Raw genomic sequence first — 23,454 nt, 5'->3', positions numbered from 1 at the left:
CGGTCTGCAGAATTGCCTGACGACCATAGCGTGCCGGTCCCACCCGATCCCATCCCGAACTCGGCAGTGAAACGGCTCCGCGCCGATGGTAGTGTGGGGTCTCCCCATGTGAGAGTAGGTCATCGTCAGGCACCCCTTCCGAACCCCGGTCCCAAAGGACCGGGGTTCTTTTATGTGCGCTCGAAAAAATCGCCGGCCGCGCCCGCCGGTCACTGACGTGACCGGCGCGCGGCGCTACGCGGTCGCCATCGCCCGCAGCGCATCAACCAGCGCCGTCATCTCTTCGTCACTGCCGATCGAAATCCGTAGCCAGTCGGACAGACCAGCCTTTGAGAAGTGACGCACCAGGATACCGGAGGCGCGCAGGCCGGCCGCCACCGACGCGGCGTCTTGTTGCCCCGGCCGGACAAACAGGAAGTTGGCCCGTGAGGGCAGCACCTCCATCCCCAGATCCTTCAGTGCCTGAGCCGTGCGATCACGTGTTGCCATGATGGCGTGGCAGCACTCATCGTAATGCTGCGTATCTTCAAGGGCTTTGATCCCCACGGCGCTGGCCAGCGGATCGAGCGGGTAGGAGTTGAAGGAGTCCTTGATGCGCTCCAGCCCCTCGATCAACTCTCTTGAGCCGATGGCGAAACCGATACGCATGCCTGCCAGACTGCGGGATTTCGAGAAGGTGCCCGTAACCAGCAGATTGGGATAGTCATCGATCAGCGGCACAGCGCTCTCACCGCCGAAGCCGTGATAGGCCTCATCCACCAGCACCACGCGTTCATGCTGACGCTCCAGCAGTGATTTGATGGCCTGACGATCGTGAGCATGGCCCGTGGGTGCGTTCGGGTTGGCAAAGGCAATGCCGGCATGGCCCGTCTCCGGGAAATGCGCCAGCGGGATTTCCCAGCGATCGTTCAATGCGATTCTCTGCAGATCGATGCCGTAAAGCTGGCAGTAGACCGGGTAGAAACTGTAGGTGTGCTCCGGAATCGCCAGTGCCTCGCCTTCACGCTGAAAAAAGGCACGAAAGGCAAAGGCCAGCACCTCATCCGAGCCGTTACCCACGAACACCTGATCCCGGGTCACGTTATAGGTCCGGGCCAGCATGTCACGCAGTGCCAGGGACTCGGGGTCCGGATAGCGGCGCAGCTGTTCACACGGGAATTGCCTGAGGACCTGTTCGACCCCCTTTGATGGTGGATAGGGATTCTCGTTGGTATTGAGCTTGATCATGCGCTGCCGCGGCTGTTCACCGGGGACATAGGGCGTCAGTGCGTCAACGCCGGGACTCCAGAACTTGCTCATCGCTGCTCTCTGCCAGGGGACAATACGGTAAGCGCATGTTGACCCCTGCCCGTAAGGTTCGCAAGCCTCGTCCGTGCGCCCGCAGCTGCTAATATGGACGGCTTTATCGAATGGCCGGGAGACGGAGCGGTGACTGGAAACATCGGACGCATGAGCGCCATGGGGGCAACGCTTCTGCTGGGGTATCTCGTGCTGACGTTGCCCAACGAAACCACGGCGCTCAATCAGTTTGATGCATGGCTGCCCCCGCTCGAACTACCGTTAATGCTGATGGTGCTGTGGTGCGCCCCGCGTCGAGCGAGAGCGGTTCTATCCCCGCTGCTGGCGATTGCGCTGCTGCTGCTGGTGCTGATCAAGCTGGCTGATATGATCGCCCTGCAGGCCTACTGGCGAATCTTCGATCCTGTCTCGGACTGGCGTCTGTTGGGGCCGGGATGGAATGTGCTCAGCGGCACGATCGGCACCGACAGGGCGTGGCTGCTGGCCGCCGGGCTGGTCATGATACTGCTGCTGGTGCTGGCGCTTTTGATCATCGGACTGTGGCTTCTGGGGCGCCATGGCGCACTGGACGGTCCGCGACGATCACGCGTGACGCTCTGGTCCGTTGTGGCAGGGCTGCTGGTGGCGTCCCTTGCGAGTAGTTTCTGGCATGACACTGCCCGGCCGGCAGAATCCTCACGGCTGATTGTCGAGCACGTGTCGCAGTCCCGGCAGAACCTTCAGGACCTTGCCGCTCTCAAGGAACATGCCGGACAGGATCCCGTCGCAGAGATACCCGCCGAGCAGCTCCTGCAGGGTCTGAGAGGTCGTGATGTGCTGTTCGTCTTCATCGAGTCCTATGGGCGCACGGCGCTGGAAGATGAGCGCTATGCCGGTGTCATGCGCGCGCGCATGGCCGCCATTGACGACGAACTGGGGCAGGCAGGGTTTGGCACCCGTAGCGCCTGGTTGATATCTCCCACGGTCGGCGGCCAGAGCTGGTTGGCGCACGCCACGCTGCAGTCGGGGCTCTGGATCAACTCACAGCGGCGCTACAACTGGCTGCTGGACACCGAGCGCGTCTCGCTGACACGCCTGTTCAATCGCGCCGGATGGCGCACCCTGGCCGTGGAGCCGGCCCTGACGCGTGAATGGCCGGCCAACCGCTATTACCGCTTTGACCAGGTCTATGATGTGCGCAATCTTGGCTATGAGGGAGCACCCTTCAACTGGGTCACCATGCCGGATCAGTACACGTATTCGGCACTGCAGCGCCTTGAGCTTGCTGACACCGAGCGTGCCCCCGTCATGGCAGAAATGGCCACCCTGAGCAGCCACGCCCCCTGGACACCGATCCCGCCACTGATCGACTGGGCAGATGTCGGGGAGGGTCGCATCTTCAATCAGTGGGCCAGCGCCGGCGACCCGCCCGATGTGGTCTGGCAGGACAGCGACCGTGTGCGTGCCCAGTACCTCAAATCCGTGGACTATGCGCTCGAGACGCTGGCGTCATTCGTGACGCATTACGGTGATGATGATCTGGTGGTTATCGCCATGGGCGATCATCAGCCAGCCTCCATCATTACCGGAGAGGGCGCCAGTCTGGACGTCCCCGTCCATGTCATGAGCCGGGATACGAGCGTACTGCAGCAGTTTGGCGAGTGGGGCTGGCGTTCGGGCATGCTGCCGGATCAGGACAGTGCCCGCTGGGGAATGGACGCTCTGCGCCAGCGTTTGATTGAAGGATTTGGACCTTCGTGACGAAGCACTGAAGGATTTGTTGTTCAATGACTTGATAAGCAGGCTAACAGTCTCCATATACGAGGCTGACTGACAATTCCTGATGATATCAGTGTCATCGAACACGGAGGTTCCCACCATGCATGATGTTCTATTCGAGCCGCTTCAACTGGGGTCACTGGAAATTCCCAACCGCGTCATCATGGCGCCGCTGACCCGCGCCCGTACGCCGGATCGTGTACCGGGGCGCTTGCAGGAGATCTACTACGGTCAGCGGGCCGGGGCCGGGCTGATCATCGCCGAGGCGACCAATATCTCGCCGACGGCTGCGGGCTATGTTTATACGCCGGGCATCTGGACCGATGAGCAGGAAGCCGGCTGGAAAGGTGTGGTGGAATCCGTGCATGCTCACGGTGGTCGCATCGCGCTGCAGCTCTGGCATGTCGGCCGGGTCTCCAACGAGCGCGTTCAGCCCGACGGGCAGCAGCCGGTCGCGCCCAGCGCCCTGCGCGGCGAAGGCGCCCAGGCCTTCGTGGAATTCGAGGATGGCAGCGCCGGCCGCGAGGACGCGAGCACGCCGAGAGCGCTGGAAACCGAAGAAATTCCCGGGCTGGTCGAGGATTATCGTCAGGCTGCTGTACGCTCGCTGCGTGCCGGCTTTGACATGATCGAAGTCCACGCCGCCAATGCTTACCTGCTGCAGCAGTTTCTGGCCACCGGCTCCAACCAGCGCACCGACCGCTACGGCGGCTCGATCGAAAACCGCGCCCGCGTGGTGCTCGAGATCGTGGATGCCGTCGCCAGTGTCTTTGGCTATGACCGGGTCGGTCTGCGCATATCGCCCTTTATCGAGATTTTCGGTCTCAAGGATGACGAATCCGAACAGATGGCCTATTACCTGGCCGAGCAGCTCAACGTGCGTGAGCTCGCCTATCTGCACGTCAACGAGCCTGACTGGGCCGGCGATGATATCCACCTGACCGACGATTTCCGTCGCGCCCTGCGCGCCCGTTTCCGTCACGGCGCACTGCTTTTCTGCGGCCACTACACGGCCCAGGGCGAAGTGGATCTGATCGAGCGCGGTATCGGCGATGCGGCTGTCTTCGGCCGACCCTTCATTGCCAATCCCGATCTGCCCGAGCGCTTTCGACTCGGCGCCGAGCTGGCCGAACCCGACCCCGATACCTTCTACGGTGGCGACGCAAAGGGCTATACCGATTATCCCTTTCTGGATGAGCAGGCACGCTAACGGTTTCTGACCCTGCCGTAGTGACTCTATGTGCTCTGGTGTCTTTCCGGGGCCCCCGACAAGCAGCTATGCTAGGGGGCACCGGTCGTTCAGACGACCAGAAAACATGCATCAGGAGTAAGCTTCATGCAGATGAAAACGTTGCTGGCCGGTTCGGCTCTGATGGCGCTGCTGGCCGGTTGTGCCGGCACTGGCGGTGAGCAGGGGACCGATAGCGCGGGGGCGACGGCCCCGTCCTCACAGGCACAGAGCGAAACGCGCACCTACACGGGCACGCTGCCGTGTCGCAACTGTAACGGTATCGCGCTGACGGTCGATCTGCAGGGCGACGAGAACGCGACCGATCCGCAGGATCGCACGTTCGAGCTGGATGCCCAGTATCAGGGGCATCCCCAGAACCCGCCCACCGAAACCTACAGCGGCAACTGGGACGTGATCAGCGGCATGCAGGATGATCCCTCGGCCACCGTGTATGAGCTGACGCCTTCCGGTGAGGGGCAGGTGTACTACTTCGAGCGTGTTAACGATTCGACGCTCGAACTGGTGGACCCGCAGCTGCGTCGTTTCGAAAACGGCGAGACCCTGCGTCTGACCCGACAGCAGTAAGACCGGTGATGCTGCCCTGATGGCAGTGTTGACCAAAGGGCGGCGTCAGGCCGCCCTTTTTCATGTCTGACATTATTCAAAAGACCGGACAGGCAGCATGGCAAAAGCCAAAAGCGCATTTGTATGCACCGAGTGCGGTGCTGAATATTCCAAATGGCAGGGGCAGTGCAGCAACTGCCGTGAATGGAATACGCTGACCGAAATACGCCTGTCAGGCGCCTCTCGTACCGGTGGCGGCGCGGGTACGGCGCGTCAGGGCTATGCCGGTGGCGCCGGCGTGGCGCTGACCGACCTGTCAAAGGTCGATTTGAGCGAGCTGCCGCGTTTTTCGACCACCTATGGCGAGTTTGACCGCGTTCTGGGTGGCGGGCTGGTACCCGGCGGCGCCATTTTGCTGGGTGGTGATCCCGGGGCGGGCAAATCGACGCTGCTGCTGCAGACGGCCTGTCATCTCGCACAGCAGCATCGCGTGATCTATGTCACCGGTGAAGAGTCGCTGTCTCAGGTTGCCATGCGCGCCCATCGTCTCTCGCTGCCCACCCAGGGGCTTTCCATGCTGGCCGAAACCAGCGTGGAGACCATTCTGGGCATGGCCGAGCGGGAAAAACCTGCCGTGCTGATCATTGACTCCATCCAGACCATGCATCTGGAAGATATCTCCTCGGCCCCGGGCGGCGTGGCACAGGTGCGTGAATCGGCCGCGGCGCTGACCCGTTTTGCCAAGCAGACCGGCACGGCGTTGATGCTGGTAGGGCACGTCACCAAGGATGGCGCTCTGGCGGGGCCCCGCGTGCTGGAGCACATGATCGATGCCTCGCTGCTGCTCGAGGGCAGCTCGGACTCGCGCTTTCGTACCCTGCGCGGACAGAAAAACCGTTTCGGGGCGGTGAACGAGCTGGGGGTGTTCGCCATGCTGGAGCAGGGGCTGCGGGAGGTGACGAATCCAAGCGCCATCTTCCTGTCCCGTGGCGAAGAAATGGCCCCCGGCAGTCTGGTCATGGTGGTCTGGGAAGGCACCCGGCCGCTGCTGGTGGAAGTACAGGCGCTGCTGGATGAATCGGCACTGGGCAATCCCCGGCGCGTGGCGGTCGGCCTTGATGCCCAGCGCCTGGCCATGCTGCTGGCAGTACTGCATCGTCACGGCGGCCTGTTTACCGGCGATCAGGACGTATTCATCAACGTGGTGGGTGGCATGAAGGTGCTGGAGACCAGTGCGGATCTGGCGGTACTGCTGGCCGTGGTCTCGAGCCTTCAGAACCGCTCGCTGCCACGCGAGCTGGTGGTGTTCGGTGAGGTCGGGCTCTCGGGTGAAATTCGTCCGGTCCCCAGCGGCCAGGAGCGCATTGTCGAGGCCTCCAAGCACGGCTTTACCCGCGCCATCGTCCCGCGAGGCAACGCGCCGAAAAAGGCACCGGCCGGCATGGAGGTCATTGCAGTCGACCGGCTCTCCGAGGCGCTCGAGGCCATCTAGTCCAATCGGGTGGCCCCTCGGTGCGCTGGCCGGGGTCCGGCCGCAATGGCACAGTGCGGTGGCGTCATCGATTTTATTGCGGATCATACAGGGAGCAGTTCATGACACAGATTCGTCTTACCCAGTACAGTCACGGCGCCGGTTGCGGCTGCAAGATTGCCCCGGATGTGCTGGACACGATGCTGAAAAATGCCGGTCCCGGCGCTTTCAGCGACAAGTTGATCGTCGGCAATCAGGACCGTGAGGATGCCGCCGTCTACGATCTGGGCGACGGTCAGGGTCTGATCGCCACGACCGACTTTTTCATGCCGATCGTGGATGATCCCTTCGATTTCGGGCGCATTGCCGCCACCAATGCCATCAGCGATGTCTTTGCCATGGGCGGGCGGCCCATCATGGCGCTGGGCATCCTGGGCTGGCCGGTGGACACGCTCTCACCGAAGATTGCCGGTGAGGTGCTGGCCGGTGCCCAGTCGGTGTGTCGCGAGCTGGGTCTGGCGCTGGCCGGTGGTCACTCCATCGATGCGCCCGAGCCCATCTTCGGGCTGGCCGTCAACGGGCTGGTTCAGCTCGAGCATCTCAAGCGCAACAGCGGCGCGCGCCCCGGTGATCGGCTCTATCTGACCAAGCCATTGGGCGTTGGGGTGCTGACCACGGCCGAAAAGCGCGGCCTGCTGGCCCCGGAGCATCATGGGCTGGCGCGCGACACCATGCTGCGCACCAATGTCATCGGACAGAAACTGGCCACCGTGCCCGGCGTTCATGCCATGACCGATGTCACCGGATTCGGACTGGCCGGGCATCTGGGGGAGATCTGTACGGCCAGCAATGTTGCCGCCCGGATCGATTTCAAGCGCCTGCCGCGTATTCCCGAGGCGGATGGCTACCTGCGCCAGGGTGCGGTACCGGGCGGTACGGAGCGCAACCATCACGCCATGGGTTCACTGATGCCGGCCATGGATGACTATCACTGGCAGTGGCTCTGCGACCCGCAGACCTCCGGCGGTCTGGTACTGGCCGTGGACCCCGCCTATGAGGATGATGTCGAACGCATCGGTCGCGAGCACGGCCTGACCCTGGAAGCCTTCGGCGAATGTGTTACCCGACAGGGCGATGCCGTCTTTCATGTCCAGCACTAAACAGGGCGAACAGCTGAGCCCGACGCTCGAGCAGCTCAGGGCGCCCTCACTGCTGATCGATGTGCGTGCGCCGGTCGAGTTTGCCCAGGGCGCGCTGCCCGGGGCCATCAATCTGCCGCTGATGGATGACGACGAGCGGACGCAGGTCGGCACCTGCTATCGACAGAGCGGCGGCGATGCCGCCCTCAGGCTGGGCCATCAACTGGTCAGCGGCCCCCTGCGCGACAGTCGCCTGGCGGCCTGGCGCGACGCCATCGAACGTCACCCCGATGCGGTGATCTACTGCGCGCGCGGCGGCCAGCGTTCAGGCATTGCCCAGCGCTGGCTGGCGGAGGAAGGCCTTGACGTGCCGCGGCTGAAAGGCGGGTTCAAGGCGGCGCGGCGCACCCTGATGGCACTCACCGAGGAGGCCGCCGGCGCACCGTCGCTGGTGATTGCCGGGTTGACCGGCTGTGCCAAGACCGACCTGATCAAGGCGCTCGATAGCGGCATCGATCTGGAAGGGCATGCACGTCACAAGGGCTCGAGCTTTGGCCGTCAGCCGGGGCAGCCGCCAGCGCAGATCGATTTTGAACATGCGCTGGCGATGGATCTTGCCGATCGTCGGGCACCCTATATCTTCGAGGATGAATCCCGGCGTATCGGCAGCGTCGAGATCCCGCTGTCGCTCTGGCAGGGTCTCTGCACGGCACCCCGGGTGCTGATCGAGATGCCGCTGGCGTGGCGCCTGGCCCAGATACGCCGTGACTATATCGACGATCTCTGGAGCCAGTATCGCAGCGCCTATGGCCCCTGGCTGGGCTGGGCGCTGATGCGTCGTCAGCTGGTCAGCGCGCTGGTGCGCCTGAAAAAGCGCCTGGGCAGTGCCCGCCTGGAGCGGCTTTTAAAACTGCAGCAGCAGGCCTTTGAGGCGCATGTCACCACGGGCGACAGTCAGGCCCACGATGGCTGGCTGTCGCCGCTTCTGAGTGAATACTACGATCCCATGTATCGCTATCAGCTGCGCCAGGCCGAGCAGGGCCCCGCCTTTACCGGCACCTGGCAGGAGGTGCTGGCGTTCGTGCGTGAGGCCGTCGATCAGCAGCGCCGAAGCGACGGCGCCGGGTAATGCTCAAAGGCGCAACCAGTCGATCATGACCCGGTCCAGGATGGCCGCCTGCTGTGCGAAGCGCCGGCTGTCCTCGAGCATCTCGTCACGCGACTGCACCCAGCGCCCCGGCGTTGAAAGACTCTGCGCCTCGAGCTCGGTCAGCGTTCGAACCCAGTCCGGCGTGGCCTCCAGGTGACAGTGCATGGCCACCACGCGCGCGCCATCCCAGGTAAAGCCCTGCAGGGGGCTCGCCTCGCTGGCACCGATCGAAATGGCGCCTTCCGGCAGGCCGAAAATGCGTCGGTGCCAGAGAAAGGCCTCGAAGCGTGTCGGCAGATCGAGATCGCCGTCCTCGTTGCCGCGCACCGCCTGCCAGCCGAACTCGCCGTGGGTATTGGGGGAGACAATGGCACCCAGCGAGGCGGCAATCAGCTCCGCGCCGTAGCCCAGCCCCATCATCGGCTTTGAACTCTTGAGCGTGCGCTCGATAAGATGCTGCTCGCGTTTGGCCCAGCCGTGCTGAACAATCTGCTCGGGGCCGCCCAGCACGATCAGGGCGTCGAAATCGCCGGGGCGCGGCGGCACTTCGTCGACGTCGAGCCGACAGACGTTGAAACTGTGGCCCATGCTGGTCAACCAGTCCGCGAGTCGGGCCGGTCCAAAATGCGACGCATGCTGTAAAAAATAGATATGCATGATAGGGCCATGATGGATAACGAGAGTCTGATCGTCCAGCATACACCGATATGGACAGACACCGGGACATGCCATGCGCGACGCGGTACGGGAGCAGGCCACGACCATTATTGCCCGCATTCCTGAAGGACGTGTGACGACCTACGGGGCCATCGCCGGAATGACGGAGGGCGCCACGGCCCGCTCGATCGGGGCGCTGCTGCGAACACTGCCGCAGGGGCATGCGCTGCCCTGGCATCGCGTGGTGGCCGCCGGCGGTCGCCTGGCCGACCATGACGGCGCTCGTGAGCAGCGCGAACTGCTGAGTGCCGAAGGCGTGGTGTTCAATGCGCGCGGGCGCATCCCCGAGCGCTTTTTCTGGCCCTGACCGGAGTCAGGGCAACCGGCGCTGCCGTCATGACACCAGCCATCTCACCATGATGTATTCCGAGCAGGGAGCAGAAGCAATGCCCACCATGATCGCACCGGGGTTTGAAACGCGTCTGCGGGCGCTGTCGTCGCGTCAGGCGCTCGCCTTCATGGCCGCGCTGAGCGAGCGGCTGATGCCCAATTACCGTCTCTATGCCGAGGTCGGCGCGGCGGGGGATGCCCACGGCGTGACCAGTATCCTGGCACTGGTGTGGGAAAGCCTTGGCGTGCGCGATGCCCGCATCAACTTTGAGCGCCAGGCGGAAAAGCTTGCTGCCTGTGAGCCGCCGGAAGATGACGACAGCTTCGGGGCGCGCATCGCGCGGGACCTGACGCTGGCGCTTTCGGCCTGCATGGACGTGTTGTCAGGACCGGCGGTCGAGGCAGCCGTCGACGTCAGTCGCCTCTCCATCGGTGGCATCGAGCGCTTTGTCGAGATGAGTGCCGGTGAGGCGATCGATGACGATGCCGAACGCGAGGCCCTGATCGACGATCACGAGCTGATGAGTGATGAGCGGGCCTTTCAGCTGGCGGTGCTGGAGACGGTCGAGACGCAGACGCTGGACCGCGCCGGTCTTCGCGAGCTGCGAACGCTGGGGAAAAACGAGGGCGTCAGCAATCTGGGGCTGACGGCCGACCCGGGCGAGGCGTAACCGGGCAGAGACACGGCGCCGGGAATCGACGCCGTGCCGGGCCGGCTTACAGGCGCATTTCGATGCCCTGATCGGCCATGTACTGCTTGGCCTGCTCGATGGTGTACTCGCCGAAGTGAAAGATGCTGGCGGCCAGCACCGCATCCGCGCCACCTTCCTTCACCCCTGCGGCCAGATGGTCAAGACTGCCGACGCCGCCCGAGGCGATCACCGGCACCGACACAACGTCGCTGATGGCCCGCGTGACGCCAAGATCGAAGCCCTCCCGGGTGCCGTCACGGTCCATGCTGGTCACCAGCAGCTCACCGGCGCCGTAGTCCACCATTTTGCGCGACCATTCGACCGCGTCGAGGCCGGTCGGCCGGCGTCCGCCGTGGGTAAAGATCTCCCAGCGCGGCGGCTCGCCGTCCTCGCTGACCCGCTTGGCGTCGATGGCCACGACGATGCACTGGCTGCCAAACCGCTCGGCGGCTTCATACACGAAGTCGGGGTCGGTGACGGCGGCCGTGTTGATCGAGACCTTGTCGGCTCCGGCATTGAGCAGGGCGCGAATGTTGTCGCAGCTGCGGATGCCGCCGCCAACGGTCAGCGGGATAAAGACCTCGCCGGCAATCCGGCTGACCATGTCGAGCGTGGTGCCACGCGCCTCGTGGCTGGCGGTGATGTCGAGAAAGGTGATCTCGTCGGCATTCTGCTCGTTGTAGCGCCGGGCAACCTCGACCGGGTCGCCGGCATCCCGGATGCCCAGAAAATTGACGCCCTTGACTACGCGACCGCGATCGACGTCCAGACAGGGGATAATGCGTTTGGCCAGTGTCATGTGCTTCTCCGGGGCGTCAGCCGCGCCGCGCGTCGATGGCGTCACACAGGATCTGGGCTTCGGCCAGATCAAGCTTGTCTTCATAGATGGCGCGTCCGGTGATGGCGCCGACGATCCCGGCAGCGGCCACATCCGCCAGCTTCTGCACGTCCTCGATATCGGTCACGCCGCCGGAGGCGATGACCGGTACCCCACCGTAGCTGGCCATTTCAACCGTTGATTCGATATTGACGCCACTCATCATGCCATCGCGCGAAATGTCGGTATAAATAATGGCACTGACGCCATCCTCGGCGAAATGGCGGGCCAGATCCACGGCGCGCATGGTGGAGACTTCCGCCCAGCCGTCGGTGGCCACATAGCCATCACGGGCGTCGAGCCCGACCATGATATGACCGGGGAACTCTCGGCACATCTGTCGAACGAAGTCGGGGTCGCGCACGGCCTGGGTGCCGATGATGACCCAGCTGACACCGGCGTTTAGATAGCTCTGGATCACTTCCCGGGTGCGGATGCCGCCGCCGATCTGGATGGGCAGATCCGGAAAGCGCTCGGCAATCGCCCTGACGGCGTCCGCGTTGACCGGGCGGCCCTCAAAGGCGCCGTTGAGATCGACCAGGTGCAGTCGTCGTGCGCCGGCATCCACCCAGCGCTGGGCCATGGCGACCGGGTCTTCACCGTAGGTGGTCGAGTCTTCCATACGGCCCTGCTTGAGGCGAACACACTGACCGTCTTTCAGGTCGATGGCGGGGATGACCAGCATGGGGATTCCTTTATCCTTGTCGTGAAAGGGGTTGGACGCTGCCGGGCTCAGGGCGACCAGGTCACAAAGTTGGCCAGCAGCCTGAGGCCGGCATCGGCACTCTTTTCCGGATGGAACTGTACGGCAAAGACGGCGTCGCGGCCGGTGGCGACATGGGCCCGGCTGCCGGCGTAATCGATATACCCCATCGCGTGGGCGTCGTCATCGGCCCTGACGAAGTAGCTGTGCACGAAATAGAAGCGCTCGCCGGTCGGGATGCCCTCCCAGAGCGGGTGCATGTGGTGCTGGTGGACGCGGTTCCATCCCATGTGGGGGACCTTGAGCCGCTGGCCCTGATCGTCCAGGGCCGAGTCGTCAAAGCGCGTCACTCGACCGGGCATGTAGCCCAGACAGCGTACGCCGCCGTTCTCCTCGCTTTTGTCCATCAGCATCTGCTGGCCGACGCAGATGCCCAGCAGCGGTTTGCTGGCGTCAAGGAGAAGCTCCTTGACCAGACCGGTCAGCTCGGTGCGTTCGAGCTCTCCCATGCAGTCACGGATGGCGCCCTGACCGGGAAGCACCACGCGGGAAGCCCCCTTGATGGCACGGGCATCCCGCGTGATGGTGACCCGCTCATCCGGGCTGACATGCTCGATGGCCTTGGCCACCGAGTGCAGGTTGCCCATGCCGTAGTCGATGATGGCAATCGTCATGCTGAACACGCTCCTTGCCGGCCGGCACTGCGCCGACCGGACGGTATTGGGTTACAGGCTGCCCTTGGTCGAGGCGATCCGCCCCGTCATGCGCTCATCCGGGGAGACGGCCATGCGCAGGGCGCGGCCGAAGGCCTTGAAAATGGTTTCGACCTGATGGTGGGCGTTGTCGCCCTTCAGATTGTCGATATGCACGGTGGCACGGGCATGGCTGGCGAAGCCCTGGAAGAACTCGGACACCAGCTGGGTGTCGAAGGCACCGATGGTGTCACGCGTGAACGCGGCGTTCATGAAAAGCCCCGGGCGACCGGAGAAATCGATCACCACGCGCGAGAGCGCCTCGTCCAGCGGGACATAGGCGTGACCGTAGCGATGAATGCCGCGCTTGTCGCCCAGCGCTTCGGCGAAGGCCTGGCCCAGCGTGATGCCGGTGTCTTCCACCGTATGGTGGTCATCGATGTGCCGGTCGCCATCGGCATGGACTGACAGATCGATCATGCCGTGGCGCGCGATCTGGTCGAGCATGTGCTCGAAAAAGGGCACGCCGGTATCGGCGTTGAGTTCGCCCTGGCCGTCAAGGTCAAGCGAGACGCTGATACGCGTTTCGCTGGTATGACGTGAAATACTGGCGCGTCGCGGCGACTGGGTCATGAAGGCTCCCTGTAGAAAACGGCTCACCGCCTCGAAGGCGTAATGGGTAACAACGATACCAAAAGCGGGTCACGCCTGCGCGAATCGATGCGCCGGGGCATGCCGATGATGGGGCGCTCGAGCGCTTGCGCCGGCGTGCCATTATAGAGAAGGGCAATCACCATCCGCTACACTGGCGAGCGCCACTGATGAACCGGCTCATGGCATGACGACAGGCCCCGTCAGGGGGTGTCGGGTGTGAAGGGTCTTCTGGAGAGTATCAATGAAAGCGTTGTTCAGGATAGTGCTGGCGGCGATGGGTGTGCTGGGACTGCTGGCAGTGGCCGTAGTCATTTATGCGACGACCTTTCTTGACCCCAACGACCTCAAGCCGAGGCTGGCGGATGCCGTGCGCGAACGTACGGGGCTGGAGCTGTCGCTGAACGGTCCGCTGTCCTGGACCTTCTATCCGCGCATCGGTATCACCGTTGAAGACGCCTCGGCGCGTCTTCCGGATCAGAGCGATGACGACGCGCCCTTTGCCGCCTTTCGACAGGCCGAGGCGCGGATACGGTTCGCGCCGCTGTTGACCGGCAACATCGAAGTCGACGGCTTTACGCTGGATGGGCTGCGTCTCAATCTGCGACGTGACGAGCAGGGGCGCGGCAACTGGGAGCCGCTGATCGATACCGCCGCGCGCCAGGAGAGTGCGCCACCGAGTTCGACATCGCGGCGGCCCCAGCGCGTCACCACGGCAGGCGAGCGTCCTCTGGCCATGAATATTGCCAGCGTGCAGATCAGCGACGGCCGGGTGCATCTGGATGATCAGCAGCACGACCGCGAGATCACGCTCTCCTCGCTGGCCCTGACCGCCTCCAATGTGACGTCAGGGGGCAATTTTCCGCTGGAGCTCTCCTTTGCCATGGAAAGTACCCGGCCCGAAATGACCGGCAGGATCAATCTGAAAAGTCAGGCCAGTGTCGATCTCGACAGTGCCGTGTACACCCTGAACGGACTGACAATGAAGGGAGCAGCACGTCTGCCGGCACTGGATGATGCCAATGATCAGCGCTTCAGCGTCGATGCCTCGAGGCTGGCTGCGGATCTGGGACAGCAGCGCTACAGCTTCGACAAGGCGACATTTGACAGCACCCTTCACTGGCCGGGACTGGGCGAGCATGCCCTGCCGCTGAACGGTAACGTCAGCGGTGAGGTGTCGCTCAAGGAGGAGCTTGCCATCCTGAACCATCTGACGCTCGGTAGTGGCCAGCTGCTGCGTCTCACCGGCAGCGGCGAAGCCCGTGACCTGAGGGGGGATCTGAACTGGCAGGGGCAGCTCGAGATGGCGCCGGGCGATCTGCGCAGCTGGCTGGAGCGTCTGGGTCAATTGCCGGCGACCGCCGATGCCCAGGCGCTGCAGCGTGTGGGATTTGCCGCCCGCGTCGAGGGCGACAGGGAGACGGCGCACCTGACGGATCTCACCCTTGATGTCGATGGTACTGCCTTCGAGGGCAGTGCGTCGCTGGGCCTTGAGCCGCCGCTGTTGCATGCCGACATCGAAGGCGGCGCCCTGGATCTGGATCGCTACCTGCCGCCGGAGCCGACAAGGGCGCCTCGGACAGACAGCACGCCGCAGCCCTCGCAGGAGCAGGAAGAAAAGGGTGCGCAGGACGCCGGGCAGGAGCGCCCCTTGAGTGACAGGATTCAGGCGCTGGCACGTGAGCTTGATCTTGATCTGAACCTGCGACTCGAGGCGCTCGACGTGCATGGCCTTCATCTCGAGAACGTGGCGCTGCAGGCACAGGGGCGCGACGGACGCTACCGTCTCCCGAGGCTGGTGGCCGATCTTTATGAGGGAGCGCTCAGGGCCAGTGGTGCCATGAACGTTGATGCCTCATCGGCGGCGCTGTCGTTTGAGCCACGGTTGTCGGGGGTGGCGCTGCAACCCCTGCTGCACGATGCGCTGGGTCGTGATGATCTCTTTCGCGGCACGCTCGAGGCCAGCGCGACGCTGTCCTCCACGCTTGAAGCGCCGGTCTCGCTGCTGGCCGGTCTGAATGGCGAGGCCGCGTTCGAGATTACCGATGGCGCCATGATAGGGGTCAACCTGCCGGGACAGCTCTGCACCACGGCAGCCATGCTGCAGGGCAACAGCACTTCGCACGAGTGGGGCAGCGATACCAGGTTCGACGAGTTTTCGGCCACGTTCGATATTGTCGATGGTGTCGTCAAAAACGACGATCTGGCGGTGGCGCTGCCGGGCATCGATATGACCGGCGGCGGTCGAGTCGATCTGGGGGCGCAGAAGCTGGATATGGCGCTGGCCGCCCGGCTGGTCAATACCGCCGATGTCCGCGGGTGCCCGGTCAGCGACAGCCTGGGTCGGATACAGCTGCCGCTGCGCTGTTCGGGGGATCTGCAGGCGTCGCCGGGTCAGTGGTGCCGGTTCGATACCGATGCCTTTCGCACCATCCTGCAGAAAACGGCGGCCAGCGAGGGGAGGGAGACACTGCGCGAGCATCTGGACCGCCAGCTCGAGGGCAGACTGGGCCAGCGTATCGAAGACAAGCTGGGTGAGGAGTCCGGCAGCAATCTGAAAAACGCCATCAAGGGACTTTTTCAGTAATCACGTCGTATGGCAGGCGCCTCAATGGGTGTGGCGCCTGCGCTTTTCGTGTTTCATTTCCAAACGAGTGCCAATTCGTGAGTACTTTTGTAGAGGCCCCGCAGCCGCTGGATGCCGAATATTTTCGCACCCGGCTGCTGGGATGGTTTGATCAGTATGGCCGCACCCATCTGCCGTGGCAGCAGGACAGGAGCCCTTATCGTGTCTGGGTGTCGGAAATCATGCTGCAGCAGACGCAGGTCGCCACCGTTATCGGCTATTTCGAGCGCTTCATGCAGCGCTTTCCGGATGTAGAAGCGCTGGCGGCGGCCGAGCAGGATGAGGTGCTTCATCTCTGGACAGGGCTGGGCTATTACGCCCGCGCCCGCAATCTTCATCGGGCTGCCCGCTGCGTGGTCGAGGAGCATGGCGGCCGGTTTCCGGTCGAAAGTGTGGAGGCCCTGAGCGCCCTGCCGGGCATCGGCCGCTCGACGGCCGGAGCCATTATTGCCCAGGCAACCGATGAGCGCGCGCCCATTCTGGATGGCAACGTCAAACGGGTGCTGACGCGGCTCCATGGCGTGGAAGGCTGGCCCGGCAGGTCGGATATCGAGCGCAGGCTCTGGCAGCTGGCGGAGTACTATACACCGCACTGGCGCTGTGCCGATTTCACGCAGGCCATGATGGACATGGGCGCCACGCTCTGTACGCGTCGACGCCCCAGCTGCCTGCTGTGTCCCTTTGAGAAGGACTGCGTGGCACATGCCCGTGGAGAAGAGCACCGCTTTCCCGAATCGAAACCGAAAAAGGAAAAGCCCGTTCGTCAGACCGTGATGCTGATGCTGCGTGATGATGACGGTCGTGTGCTGCTCGAACAGCGCCCCGCCAGCGGGCTCTGGGGTGGTCTGTGGGGGCTGCCGCAGTTTGACGATCAAAACGCCCTGCGCGCCTGGCTTTTCGACGCCATGCCCGGCAGTGAGGTTCAGGGGCAGTGGCAATGCTTTACACATGCCTTTACCCATTTTCGATTCGAGATCACGCCGGTTCAGGCGCATCTGGCAGGGCGAGGTCATGATGACGCCGCAGCCGGCTGGCGATGGTATGATCCGGACCAGCCCGACAGTATTGGACTGGCGGCGCCGGTCAAGGCACTGCTGGCGTCGCTGTCATCATCTACGCTGCTGTAGAAACGCATCCGCTAAAAGGTATTTCAATGACTCGTACGGTATTTTGCCGCAAGTATCAGCAGGAGATGGAAGGACTGCAGATGCCGCCCCTGCCTGGCGCCAAGGGCCAGGACATCTACGACAATGTTTCCAGACAGGCCTGGGAGGAGTGGCAGGCGCTGCAGACCAGATTGATCAACGAGAAGCGGCTCAACATGCTTGATCCCGAGACGCGGGATTACCTGATGGCGCAAATGACGCGGTTTTTCAACAACGAGGAAACCGACAGTGCCGAAGGCTATGTGCCGCCCTCCCAATAATTTTTTGAAATAATTCGGCAATGGGTGTTGACCCGCAAGGCGGTTTTCGATTTAATACGCAGCCGTTGGCAGCGGCCAGATAGCTCAGTCGGTAGAGCAGTGGATTGAAAATCCTCGTGTCGGCGGTTCGATTCCGTCTCTGGCCACCATCTGCTGGGGTATAGCCAAGTGGTAAGGCACCGGTTTTTGGTATCGGCATTCCCAGGTTCGAGTCCTGGTACCCCAGCCACTTCAGTATCTGTCATGCTGAATATGCCGGCTTAGCTCAGTTGGTAGAGCAACTGACTTGTAATCAGTAGGTCGAGGGTTCGACTCCTTCAGCCGGCACCATTTCGATATCACCTGATGTGATTCGAAAAAAGAAACCGCCTCCACAGGCGGTTTTTTTATGCCTGTCCGATGGCACGATGTCATGACATCGTTATGCTGTTGATCACTGCGTGGCGACATGGTCCTGCCGGTGTGATCGAACGGCGTCAGTCATGTCATACATCAACGATCCTCCCGTATTTATTACCTTCCCTGCTAAAGGGTTGCTTGACCGGGTGGGGGGATGGGTGCACTATGAACCGAGGTGGTTAACAAGGCAGCATATCGTCAGTTGTAATCGATCCTGTCGAGAGCACATGAATGGCTATCCTGTTTTGCCCGCTCGGGGCTGACCATCATTAATCTATTGCACAGGTATCAAACGCATGGCAACTGGCACAGTCAAGTGGTTCAACGACAGCAAGGGTTTCGGTTTTATTTCTCCTGACGACGGTGGCGACGATCTGTTCGCACACTTTTCCGAAATCCAGGCAGAAGGTTTCAAATCGCTGCAGGAAGGCCAGAAGGTCTCCTTCAACGTCACTCAGGGTAAAAAGGGTCTGCAGGCTTCTGCCATCCGCCCCGAGTAAGTCGGTAGATATTATCTGCCGTAAAGGGAGCTGCCACCGGCAGCTCCCTTTTTATTGATACCTGCTGCAACAGCCTGTCTTCTCAATAGACCAGATGGGCGCCATATCCCCAGAGCAGCACGGCAATGGCAAGAAGCACTTCAAGCACCAGCACACCGATACCCAGCGTTGAGCTGGAGACAATAAAGCCCTCCTTGCGATCAATATCCAGAAAGCCCGGAATCCCCAGATAGAGCAGATAGCCCGTGTAGCAAAGGCCTGCGACACCGGCCAGTACGCACAGCCATAGCAGCGGGTAAAGCGCGACCAGTCCGGCCAGAAACATGGGGGTCGCCACATATCCTGCAAACACGATGCATTGATTCAGGTCCGGGTGGGAGGGGTATCGCTGCGCCATGCGATGAATGACCAGTCCCATCAGGGCGATGGCGCCGAGGATGGCCAGGTAGAAGATGATGGCCAGCTGGAGGGCGCTGGTGACCGACAGGGTCACTACGGCAGAGCGACCAAAGCCCCAGCCCACGGTAGTGGTACCGATAAAGGCACAAACGACAGGTATGGTGGCCAGCAGCAGAACATGGCTGGCGTACATGTGTGTTGCGCTTTCGTGTTCCCCCTTGATGTGTTTCCACTCTCGATGAGGGTGAGCCATCAGGCCCCAGACATGATGAATCATGATGCACTCCCAGGACCATCCGAGGTCCAAACAGTGTTGATGTCACTGACATACGACATGTTTCACGCAGCTGGCCGCAGGGTGGCGGCGGCCTCATTAATACTATAGCCGGCTCTTGTCATCCGATGTGGGCTGTCAGGGCATCAATTGGTCGATGGGGCGCAGGTCCGGGCAGACAGTCGCTTTTTCAGCCATGCTTGTGTTGATAGAGAGCGTGTTCAGGGGCGGGGCAGGATGGTATCCGGACGCATACGTTTCAGGGGACGGCAGTGATCTATTTTTTAAGTAATCTATGGGACTGGATACAGGAAAACGCCACGGTTTTCAGCGGTTTGACCAGTGTCGGCATGCTGGTGATATGGGGCGTCTACCTGCAGCTTCTCCTGCATAACTTTCGCGTGCAGCGACGACCCCAGATCATTATCAACCACGGTTATGGGCGCGGCATCGATTCACGCTGTATCGTCAGTAACATGAGTCAGTCCGCCGTTTTTGTAGACAGCATTATCGTCAAGCTCGAAACCAGTGATGGCCAGTACGTGACGGATGTGACCGATACGGTGGATGAGCAGGGAGAAAGCAGCAGCGGCGTTGACACGAAGGAACTGCGTCAGGTAACGCGACAGGGGCCGCTGGGGTCCGGTGAATACATGAATGCGGGCACCTTCAGGGCCCTGTTGCAAAAGGTCGCCAGCGAACATGGCATCAGTGTGGATGAAAGCTGTCGTCCAACCGGCGACGAGGGCTTTAGTACCATTGAAATTCGTCTGATCATGATTTTTGGCGCCGAGACAAGCCCGATAGGTGCCAGTCGGCGGTTCAACATGAAGTATGACGATGACAGGAAGCTGAGCCTTGTGCCTGAAACGATTGGTACCCAGCAGCTGGGCAAGCGCCGTCAGCGTCTGAAGGTGCGTCGATGGCAGCGTGATCTTCGCATGCCGGTGAATACCGACGCGCAACAGGGCGAGTAGTGCTGGACATGGCAATCGCGTGATTGCCATGTCCAGACAGGGGACTCAAACGTCGAACAGAGCGCCCCACTGACGATCGGTATCACGATCCTTGAACTTGGTCAGGCCGGCAGTCGGCGTGAAGGTCATCTCACCGAAATAGATCGCATCCCCGACCAGATAGAAATCCACACGCACATAAGAGAAACCATTGGCAAGCTTGAGCGCCAGCTCGAGAGCTTCATCAAGCTGCTGGGGCCGGGGCATGGCCTGCCCGGTGCTGACCTCGGGCTGACGGATCTCTACCAGTTCCCAGTCCTGATTATAAAAATCGACCTTGTAATTGGTAAAACGGTCGTGAGTTACTTCAATAAAAACAACCGGTTCTTCGCCTTCCCGCTGGAAGCAGTGGAACTTGAAGTCCTTGGGGATGTTGCCAAGGTCATCCACCAGCAGCTTTTCAAAGATCAGGCGGGGCTTGATCTCGCGATAGTGGGCTTCGCGGCAGACATCGTAGAAATCCTGGCTCAACCAGTGCTGTCCCAGATTATATATCTGTGGAAACGGATGATCGGCCTTGTCGCGTACGAGCAGATTGTAGCCGAAGCCATGATTGGCTTTCATGACAAAGCTTTCCGGCAATGCTGAATAGGTTGCCGGTGTGGGCTCGGACTCTATCGCATAGCAGGGCACCAGATACTGCTCGCCAATGGTATGGGCCACATAATCACGCGCTGCAATCTTGTCGCTCAGGACGGAGTAGATGGGCTGCGGATTAATCTTGCGATAGCAGATCTTTTCATTGAAGGTGCGCGGATTCCTGAGATCGGGGAATTCGCCAAACACTCGTCGATAACGCAGCGCCGTATGCCACTTGTCAGGAAGAACATTCATGATGCTGCGACGCGCCAGGCGCAGGAATTCCCCGATGTGGTCCTTCTTTTCCACATCGACAATACTGCTGTCCTGCTTGTTCATTTGAGGCTCCGAATCAGCCGTCAGCGAGTCGGCAAACAGGTTTTTTACGGCCCTGGGCATATGCCCTCCTTCATTCTTGGATACCCCTGCGATACAGCTGTCCCCTGAAACGGGGGGGTATCGGATGATGCCCGGAGTCGGCCATGGATAGCCCTGCCGGTTAACGAATGAATAAAGGTTCGCTGAACCGTGTATGAAGGTACTCACACCATTTTTCAGTTTGACCTGAAAAATGGTATAGCGCCATCCATGGAAAACATCATTCCGATAGGCGTTAGCTGCGATTGCATCAATGTTGGCAGCGTGCCTGCCACTGCGATGTGCCGAAGTGGTGCTGCAGGTCGCTTTATGTAACTTTTGTTACTTTCTGCACAGTTAGCGCTGCCAACCAGGGAAATTAAAAAACGGATTAAATGGTCCACGCCATTAAATCGTGTTGCACCTGCTGACAGGTAGGCTGGATCGCGCAAAGTGACAGTAGATACTATTTCAGAATAGCAGACAGATGTTGTTCAGACGGTGGTAGTTGTCAATTCAATAACTTGCAGCGCACATACAAAAGCCGGGAGAATACAGTCCAAAAAAGGATAGAAAAATTAAAATATTTAAATGTTACTAAAAATTTAGATATTTTCTTAAAGGCAACATCATTTTAAAATTCCGTGCAGGGCTTGCCTTGCGTCCTTGCCTTTGGCAATGGCCATATGCCAATAAAAAGGGCCGCTGATTTTCAGCGGCCCTTTTGATGTTTGGTGGAGGCGGGGGGAGTTGAACCCCCGTCCGCCGGCACTCGTCCATCAGCTCTACATGCTTAGTTTCGTCTTTTGTTTCAACCGTATTGGCTCCGACGAGCAGGATCCGATACAGCGGGCTCTCTAATGTTTAGCGGTTGATGCGAGAACAAAACCAACCGCGATCCTGTCAGCTTTGGCTCGTAGCCCCGTCACGATGAACAGGCACATCGCTTCGGGGTAAGAAGGTTACCGGCAGGGTTTATGCTGCCAGCGCGCCCTCTTGAGCATAGTTTTCGTCGTTTGCGACTATTTTAAAGTAACGTGGTATTTACGAGATACGTTACGCTCTCGGCATGCACCTCAGGATCTGCAACCGGCGTCGAATCCAGAACGCCCCCGAATCACTGAAAGATTATAGCAACAATTCCTGCTGACGCCAATCGCCTGCCATGACAGGGCCGCGTCATCTTGCCTTTCATGCCGCCACTGCCATGTGGCCGAATTGTTGGACTAGCGCTGTTCACGAATCACGCGCGCCTTTTGCCGTTCCCAATCGCGGCGCTTTTCGGTTTCCCGCTTGTCATGCTTTTGCTTGCCCACCACCAGTGCCAGTTCGCACTTGACGATATGGCCTTTCCAGTAAAGGCGCAGCGGCACACAGGTATGCCCCTTGTCCTGGGTACGCGAGAAGATCCTGGCAATCTCCTTTTTGTGCAACAGCAGTTTTCTCGTGCGGTCCGGCTCTGCCACGGCATGCGTGCTGACGGTGCTCAACGGAGTAAAATGGGCGCCCAGCAGCCATGCTTCGCCACGGCGTACCAGAATGTAGGTATCCGTCAGCTGAGCCTTGCCGGCACGCAGGCTCTTGACTTCCCATCCTGACAGCGCGAGCCCTGCTTCGAAGCTCTCCTCGATATGGTACTCATGGCGCGCCTTGCGGTTCTGGGCAATCAGATTGCCTGAGGGCTGGTGTTTCTTCTTGCCCATCGAAATGTCATCTCCTTGACTATAGGAATCATGCAATGCATCACATGCGCGTGCTCACCTTGAAATGGGGGGAGGCGTGATATCATTCAAGCATGTGTGAAAAAACGTCAACCATGGTACGCGCTGAGCGTGCCTGCGTCATGGGAGAAGGGCATGCCCACCGTTGATCGCTCCGCGATGGTGCGCCATACCGATCAGCAGATGTTTGAGCTGGTTAATGATTTCGAGCGTTACCCCGAGTTTCTACCCAACTGTCGCAATGCGCGTACGGTAGAGAAGGGGGAAGACTACCTGATAGGCGAGCTGACCCTGGGCAAGGGCGGCATCGAGCAGACCTTTCGGACTCACAACAAACTCAAGCCCTTTGACCGTATCGACCTGTCACTGGCCAGCGGCCCATTCAAGCGTTTTGAAGGCTACTGGAAATTCGTGGCACTTGATGATCGCTCCTGCCGGGTGGAGCTGCATCTGGAATTCGAATTTTCGAATCGGCTATTGGGCATGGCCTTCGGGCGCCTTTTCAATCAGCTGGCAGGCCAGCTGGTCGATGCCTTTATCGAGCGCGCAGACAGGGTGTATGGCCGTTGATGAAGGGCAATGACAGCAGTATTACCTGCGAAGTGGCCTGGGCGACACCCGAAAGGCAGTACCTTGAGACCGTAACCGTGGCGCAGGGCACGACAGTGCTGGCGGCGCTTGAAGCCTCGGGGCTCTGCCAGCGGATAGAAGCGCTGGCAGGGATGCCCCTTCACTCGTTGCACCTGGGCATCTTTGGTGAGCATGTCAAATCACCTGCCGAACGGGTCATCCGGCAGGGAGAGCGTATCGAAATCTACCGACCGCTTCAGATCGATCCCAAACAGGCTCGCCGGGCCCGGGCCCGGCGAAAGGTCTGAAAGGG

Annotated in this window: 24 protein-coding genes, 3 tRNA genes, 1 rRNA gene and 1 other RNA gene; 19 read left to right on the top strand and 10 right to left on the bottom strand. The window is 61.0% G+C overall.

The window, feature by feature from the left end; translation table 11 throughout:
* Window positions 1–15 precede the first annotated feature (15 nt).
* Window positions 16–131: ribosomal RNA gene (gene rrf, locus M1D97_RS14515) — 5S ribosomal RNA — on the top strand.
* Window positions 132–234: 103 nt separating this feature from the next.
* Here the strand turns inward: rrf and hisC are convergent.
* Entirely contained in the window at window positions 235–1,299 is a 1,065-nt protein-coding gene (gene hisC / locus M1D97_RS14510; protein ID WP_456268413.1) for a histidinol-phosphate transaminase, read from the bottom strand.
* A gap of 129 nt (window positions 1,300–1,428) precedes the next feature.
* On the opposite strand from hisC, the gene M1D97_RS14505 reads away from it, so the two are divergent.
* The 6 genes from M1D97_RS14505 to mnmH all read left to right on the top strand — a co-directional run bounded on the left by M1D97_RS14505 (window position 1,429) and on the right by mnmH (window position 8,591).
* Complete coding sequence (locus M1D97_RS14505) at window positions 1,429–3,039, top strand: sulfatase-like hydrolase/transferase (RefSeq protein WP_456268412.1); 1,611 nt, start codon at window positions 1,429–1,431, stop codon at window positions 3,037–3,039.
* Between the two features lie 118 nt (window positions 3,040–3,157).
* Window positions 3,158–4,267 carry an alkene reductase gene (locus M1D97_RS14500; RefSeq protein WP_456268411.1) on the top strand — a complete coding sequence of 370 codons (1,110 nt, stop codon included), beginning with the start codon at window positions 3,158–3,160 and terminating at the stop codon, window positions 4,265–4,267.
* Window positions 4,268–4,393: 126 nt separating this feature from the next.
* Window positions 4,394–4,873: a copper resistance protein NlpE N-terminal domain-containing protein gene (locus M1D97_RS14495; RefSeq protein WP_456268410.1), complete on the top strand. Its 480-nt coding sequence runs from the start codon at window positions 4,394–4,396 to the stop codon at window positions 4,871–4,873.
* A 97-nt stretch (window positions 4,874–4,970) separates the two neighbouring features.
* Window positions 4,971–6,344: a DNA repair protein RadA gene (gene radA, locus M1D97_RS14490; RefSeq protein ID WP_456268409.1), complete on the top strand. Its 1,374-nt coding sequence runs from the start codon at window positions 4,971–4,973 to the stop codon at window positions 6,342–6,344.
* Between the two features lie 101 nt (window positions 6,345–6,445).
* Window positions 6,446–7,483 carry a selenide, water dikinase SelD gene (selD, locus tag M1D97_RS14485; RefSeq protein ID WP_456268408.1) on the top strand — a complete coding sequence of 346 codons (1,038 nt, stop codon included), beginning with the start codon at window positions 6,446–6,448 and terminating at the stop codon, window positions 7,481–7,483.
* A complete protein-coding gene (mnmH, locus tag M1D97_RS14480) occupies window positions 7,470–8,591 on the top strand; it encodes a tRNA 2-selenouridine(34) synthase MnmH (protein ID WP_456268407.1) in 1,122 nt (373 codons plus the stop codon). Before selD ends, mnmH begins: the two co-directional genes overlap by 14 nt.
* Window positions 8,592–8,594: 3 nt before the next feature.
* On the opposite strand, the gene M1D97_RS14475 is transcribed toward mnmH, so the two are convergent.
* Window positions 8,595–9,200: a type 1 glutamine amidotransferase gene (locus tag M1D97_RS14475; protein WP_456268406.1), complete on the bottom strand. Its 606-nt coding sequence runs from the start codon at window positions 9,198–9,200 to the stop codon at window positions 8,595–8,597.
* Window positions 9,201–9,342: 142 nt separating this feature from the next.
* Between M1D97_RS14475 and M1D97_RS14470 the strand changes: the two genes are divergently transcribed.
* Window positions 9,343–9,636 (top strand): MGMT family protein, encoded by a 294-nt coding sequence (locus M1D97_RS14470; protein ID WP_456268405.1) that lies wholly within the window; start codon window positions 9,343–9,345, stop codon window positions 9,634–9,636.
* Window positions 9,637–9,715: 79 nt separating this feature from the next.
* Complete coding sequence (locus tag M1D97_RS14465) at window positions 9,716–10,330, top strand: YjaG family protein (RefSeq protein WP_456268404.1); 615 nt, start codon at window positions 9,716–9,718, stop codon at window positions 10,328–10,330.
* Window positions 10,331–10,376: 46 nt separating this feature from the next.
* Here the strand turns inward: M1D97_RS14465 and hisF are convergent, their stop codons facing one another.
* The 4 genes from hisF to hisB are packed head-to-tail and all read right to left on the bottom strand — an operon-like array spanning window position 10,377 to window position 13,256.
* Window positions 10,377–11,150 (bottom strand): imidazole glycerol phosphate synthase subunit HisF, encoded by a 774-nt coding sequence (hisF, locus tag M1D97_RS14460; RefSeq protein ID WP_456268403.1) that lies wholly within the window; start codon window positions 11,148–11,150, stop codon window positions 10,377–10,379.
* 16 nt (window positions 11,151–11,166) lie between these two features.
* Window positions 11,167–11,913, bottom strand: coding sequence for a 1-(5-phosphoribosyl)-5-[(5-phosphoribosylamino)methylideneamino]imidazole-4-carboxamide isomerase (gene hisA / locus M1D97_RS14455; RefSeq protein WP_456268402.1), 747 nt, complete (start codon window positions 11,911–11,913; stop codon window positions 11,167–11,169).
* Between the two features lie 47 nt (window positions 11,914–11,960).
* Window positions 11,961–12,605 (bottom strand): imidazole glycerol phosphate synthase subunit HisH, encoded by a 645-nt coding sequence (hisH, locus tag M1D97_RS14450; protein ID WP_456268401.1) that lies wholly within the window; start codon window positions 12,603–12,605, stop codon window positions 11,961–11,963.
* A gap of 51 nt (window positions 12,606–12,656) precedes the next feature.
* A complete protein-coding gene (gene hisB / locus M1D97_RS14445) occupies window positions 12,657–13,256 on the bottom strand; it encodes an imidazoleglycerol-phosphate dehydratase HisB (RefSeq protein ID WP_456268400.1) in 600 nt (199 codons plus the stop codon).
* 262 nt (window positions 13,257–13,518) lie between these two features.
* On the opposite strand from hisB, the gene M1D97_RS14440 reads away from it, so the two are divergent.
* The 7 genes from M1D97_RS14440 (at window position 13,519) to M1D97_RS14410 (ending at window position 18,225) form a co-directional block, all read left to right on the top strand.
* Window positions 13,519–15,861, top strand: coding sequence for an AsmA family protein (locus M1D97_RS14440; protein WP_456268399.1), 2,343 nt, complete (start codon window positions 13,519–13,521; stop codon window positions 15,859–15,861).
* Between the two features lie 77 nt (window positions 15,862–15,938).
* Window positions 15,939–17,027 carry an A/G-specific adenine glycosylase gene (gene mutY, locus M1D97_RS14435; protein ID WP_456268398.1) on the top strand — a complete coding sequence of 363 codons (1,089 nt, stop codon included), beginning with the start codon at window positions 15,939–15,941 and terminating at the stop codon, window positions 17,025–17,027.
* Between the two features lie 26 nt (window positions 17,028–17,053).
* A complete protein-coding gene (locus M1D97_RS14430) occupies window positions 17,054–17,326 on the top strand; it encodes an oxidative damage protection protein (protein WP_456268397.1) in 273 nt (90 codons plus the stop codon).
* A gap of 73 nt (window positions 17,327–17,399) precedes the next feature.
* Window positions 17,400–17,475 (top strand) — tRNA-Phe (locus M1D97_RS14425).
* A 5-nt stretch (window positions 17,476–17,480) separates the two neighbouring features.
* Window positions 17,481–17,555 (top strand) — tRNA-Gln (locus M1D97_RS14420).
* Window positions 17,556–17,580: 25 nt separating this feature from the next.
* Window positions 17,581–17,656: transfer RNA gene (locus M1D97_RS14415), tRNA-Thr, on the top strand.
* Between the two features lie 365 nt (window positions 17,657–18,021).
* Window positions 18,022–18,225: a cold-shock protein gene (locus M1D97_RS14410; protein ID WP_086620861.1), complete on the top strand. Its 204-nt coding sequence runs from the start codon at window positions 18,022–18,024 to the stop codon at window positions 18,223–18,225.
* 82 nt (window positions 18,226–18,307) lie between these two features.
* Here the strand turns inward: M1D97_RS14410 and M1D97_RS14405 are convergent, their stop codons facing one another.
* Window positions 18,308–18,877 (bottom strand): Yip1 family protein, encoded by a 570-nt coding sequence (locus M1D97_RS14405; protein ID WP_456270234.1) that lies wholly within the window; start codon window positions 18,875–18,877, stop codon window positions 18,308–18,310.
* A gap of 293 nt (window positions 18,878–19,170) precedes the next feature.
* On the opposite strand from M1D97_RS14405, the gene M1D97_RS14400 reads away from it, so the two are divergent.
* Complete coding sequence (locus M1D97_RS14400; protein ID WP_456268396.1) at window positions 19,171–19,875, top strand: hypothetical protein; 705 nt, start codon at window positions 19,171–19,173, stop codon at window positions 19,873–19,875.
* Window positions 19,876–19,920: 45 nt separating this feature from the next.
* Here the strand turns inward: M1D97_RS14400 and M1D97_RS14395 are convergent, their stop codons facing one another.
* The 3 genes from M1D97_RS14395 to smpB all read right to left on the bottom strand — a co-directional run bounded on the left by M1D97_RS14395 (window position 19,921) and on the right by smpB (window position 22,553).
* A complete protein-coding gene (locus M1D97_RS14395) occupies window positions 19,921–20,832 on the bottom strand; it encodes an ATP-grasp fold amidoligase family protein (protein ID WP_456268395.1) in 912 nt (303 codons plus the stop codon).
* A 750-nt stretch (window positions 20,833–21,582) separates the two neighbouring features.
* Window positions 21,583–21,964: a transfer-messenger RNA gene (gene ssrA, locus M1D97_RS14390) on the bottom strand.
* A gap of 112 nt (window positions 21,965–22,076) precedes the next feature.
* Window positions 22,077–22,553, bottom strand: a complete 477-nt coding sequence (smpB, locus tag M1D97_RS14385) for an SsrA-binding protein SmpB (protein WP_456268394.1) — start codon at window positions 22,551–22,553, stop codon at window positions 22,077–22,079.
* A gap of 153 nt (window positions 22,554–22,706) precedes the next feature.
* Between smpB and M1D97_RS14380 the strand changes: the two genes are divergently transcribed.
* Together M1D97_RS14380 and M1D97_RS14375 are read left to right on the top strand one after the other, a co-directional pair.
* Entirely contained in the window at window positions 22,707–23,141 is a 435-nt protein-coding gene (locus M1D97_RS14380; RefSeq protein ID WP_456268393.1) for a type II toxin-antitoxin system RatA family toxin, read from the top strand.
* Window positions 23,141–23,449: an RnfH family protein gene (locus tag M1D97_RS14375; protein ID WP_456268392.1), complete on the top strand. Its 309-nt coding sequence runs from the start codon at window positions 23,141–23,143 to the stop codon at window positions 23,447–23,449. Before M1D97_RS14380 ends, M1D97_RS14375 begins: the two co-directional genes overlap by 1 nt.
* Window positions 23,450–23,454: the final 5 nt, after the last annotated feature.

The sequence above is a fragment of the Kushneria sp. AK178 genome, from assembly GCF_053903105.1.
This window is presented reverse-complemented; position numbering and strand designations above follow the sequence as displayed.

Bases quoted from the DNA above. Each gene is read 5' to 3' on its own strand.
- hisC (WP_456268413.1), bottom strand. From the start codon at position 1,299: ATGAGCAAGTTCTGGAGTCCCGGCGTTGACGCACTGACGCCCTATGTC.
- M1D97_RS14500 (WP_456268411.1), top strand. From the start codon at position 3,158: ATGCATGATGTTCTATTCGAGCCGCTTCAACTGGGGTCACTGGAAATT.
- M1D97_RS14495 (WP_456268410.1), top strand. From the start codon at position 4,394: ATGCAGATGAAAACGTTGCTGGCCGGTTCGGCTCTGATGGCGCTGCTG.
- radA (WP_456268409.1), top strand. From the start codon at position 4,971: ATGGCAAAAGCCAAAAGCGCATTTGTATGCACCGAGTGCGGTGCTGAA.
- selD (WP_456268408.1), top strand. From the start codon at position 6,446: ATGACACAGATTCGTCTTACCCAGTACAGTCACGGCGCCGGTTGCGGC.
- mnmH (WP_456268407.1), top strand. From the start codon at position 7,470: ATGTCCAGCACTAAACAGGGCGAACAGCTGAGCCCGACGCTCGAGCAG.
- M1D97_RS14475 (WP_456268406.1), bottom strand. From the start codon at position 9,200: ATGGGCCACAGTTTCAACGTCTGTCGGCTCGACGTCGACGAAGTGCCG.
- M1D97_RS14470 (WP_456268405.1), top strand. From the start codon at position 9,343: ATGCGCGACGCGGTACGGGAGCAGGCCACGACCATTATTGCCCGCATT.
- M1D97_RS14465 (WP_456268404.1), top strand. From the start codon at position 9,716: ATGCCCACCATGATCGCACCGGGGTTTGAAACGCGTCTGCGGGCGCTG.
- hisF (WP_456268403.1), bottom strand. From the start codon at position 11,150: ATGACACTGGCCAAACGCATTATCCCCTGTCTGGACGTCGATCGCGGT.
- hisA (WP_456268402.1), bottom strand. From the start codon at position 11,913: ATGCTGGTCATCCCCGCCATCGACCTGAAAGACGGTCAGTGTGTTCGC.
- hisH (WP_456268401.1), bottom strand. From the start codon at position 12,605: ATGACGATTGCCATCATCGACTACGGCATGGGCAACCTGCACTCGGTG.
- hisB (WP_456268400.1), bottom strand. From the start codon at position 13,256: ATGACCCAGTCGCCGCGACGCGCCAGTATTTCACGTCATACCAGCGAA.
- M1D97_RS14440 (WP_456268399.1), top strand. From the start codon at position 13,519: ATGAAAGCGTTGTTCAGGATAGTGCTGGCGGCGATGGGTGTGCTGGGA.
- M1D97_RS14430 (WP_456268397.1), top strand. From the start codon at position 17,054: ATGACTCGTACGGTATTTTGCCGCAAGTATCAGCAGGAGATGGAAGGA.
- M1D97_RS14410 (WP_086620861.1), top strand. From the start codon at position 18,022: ATGGCAACTGGCACAGTCAAGTGGTTCAACGACAGCAAGGGTTTCGGT.
- M1D97_RS14405 (WP_456270234.1), bottom strand. From the start codon at position 18,877: ATGGCTCACCCTCATCGAGAGTGGAAACACATCAAGGGGGAACACGAA.
- M1D97_RS14395 (WP_456268395.1), bottom strand. From the start codon at position 20,832: ATGAACAAGCAGGACAGCAGTATTGTCGATGTGGAAAAGAAGGACCAC.
- smpB (WP_456268394.1), bottom strand. From the start codon at position 22,553: ATGGGCAAGAAGAAACACCAGCCCTCAGGCAATCTGATTGCCCAGAAC.
- M1D97_RS14380 (WP_456268393.1), top strand. From the start codon at position 22,707: ATGCCCACCGTTGATCGCTCCGCGATGGTGCGCCATACCGATCAGCAG.
- M1D97_RS14375 (WP_456268392.1), top strand. From the start codon at position 23,141: ATGAAGGGCAATGACAGCAGTATTACCTGCGAAGTGGCCTGGGCGACA.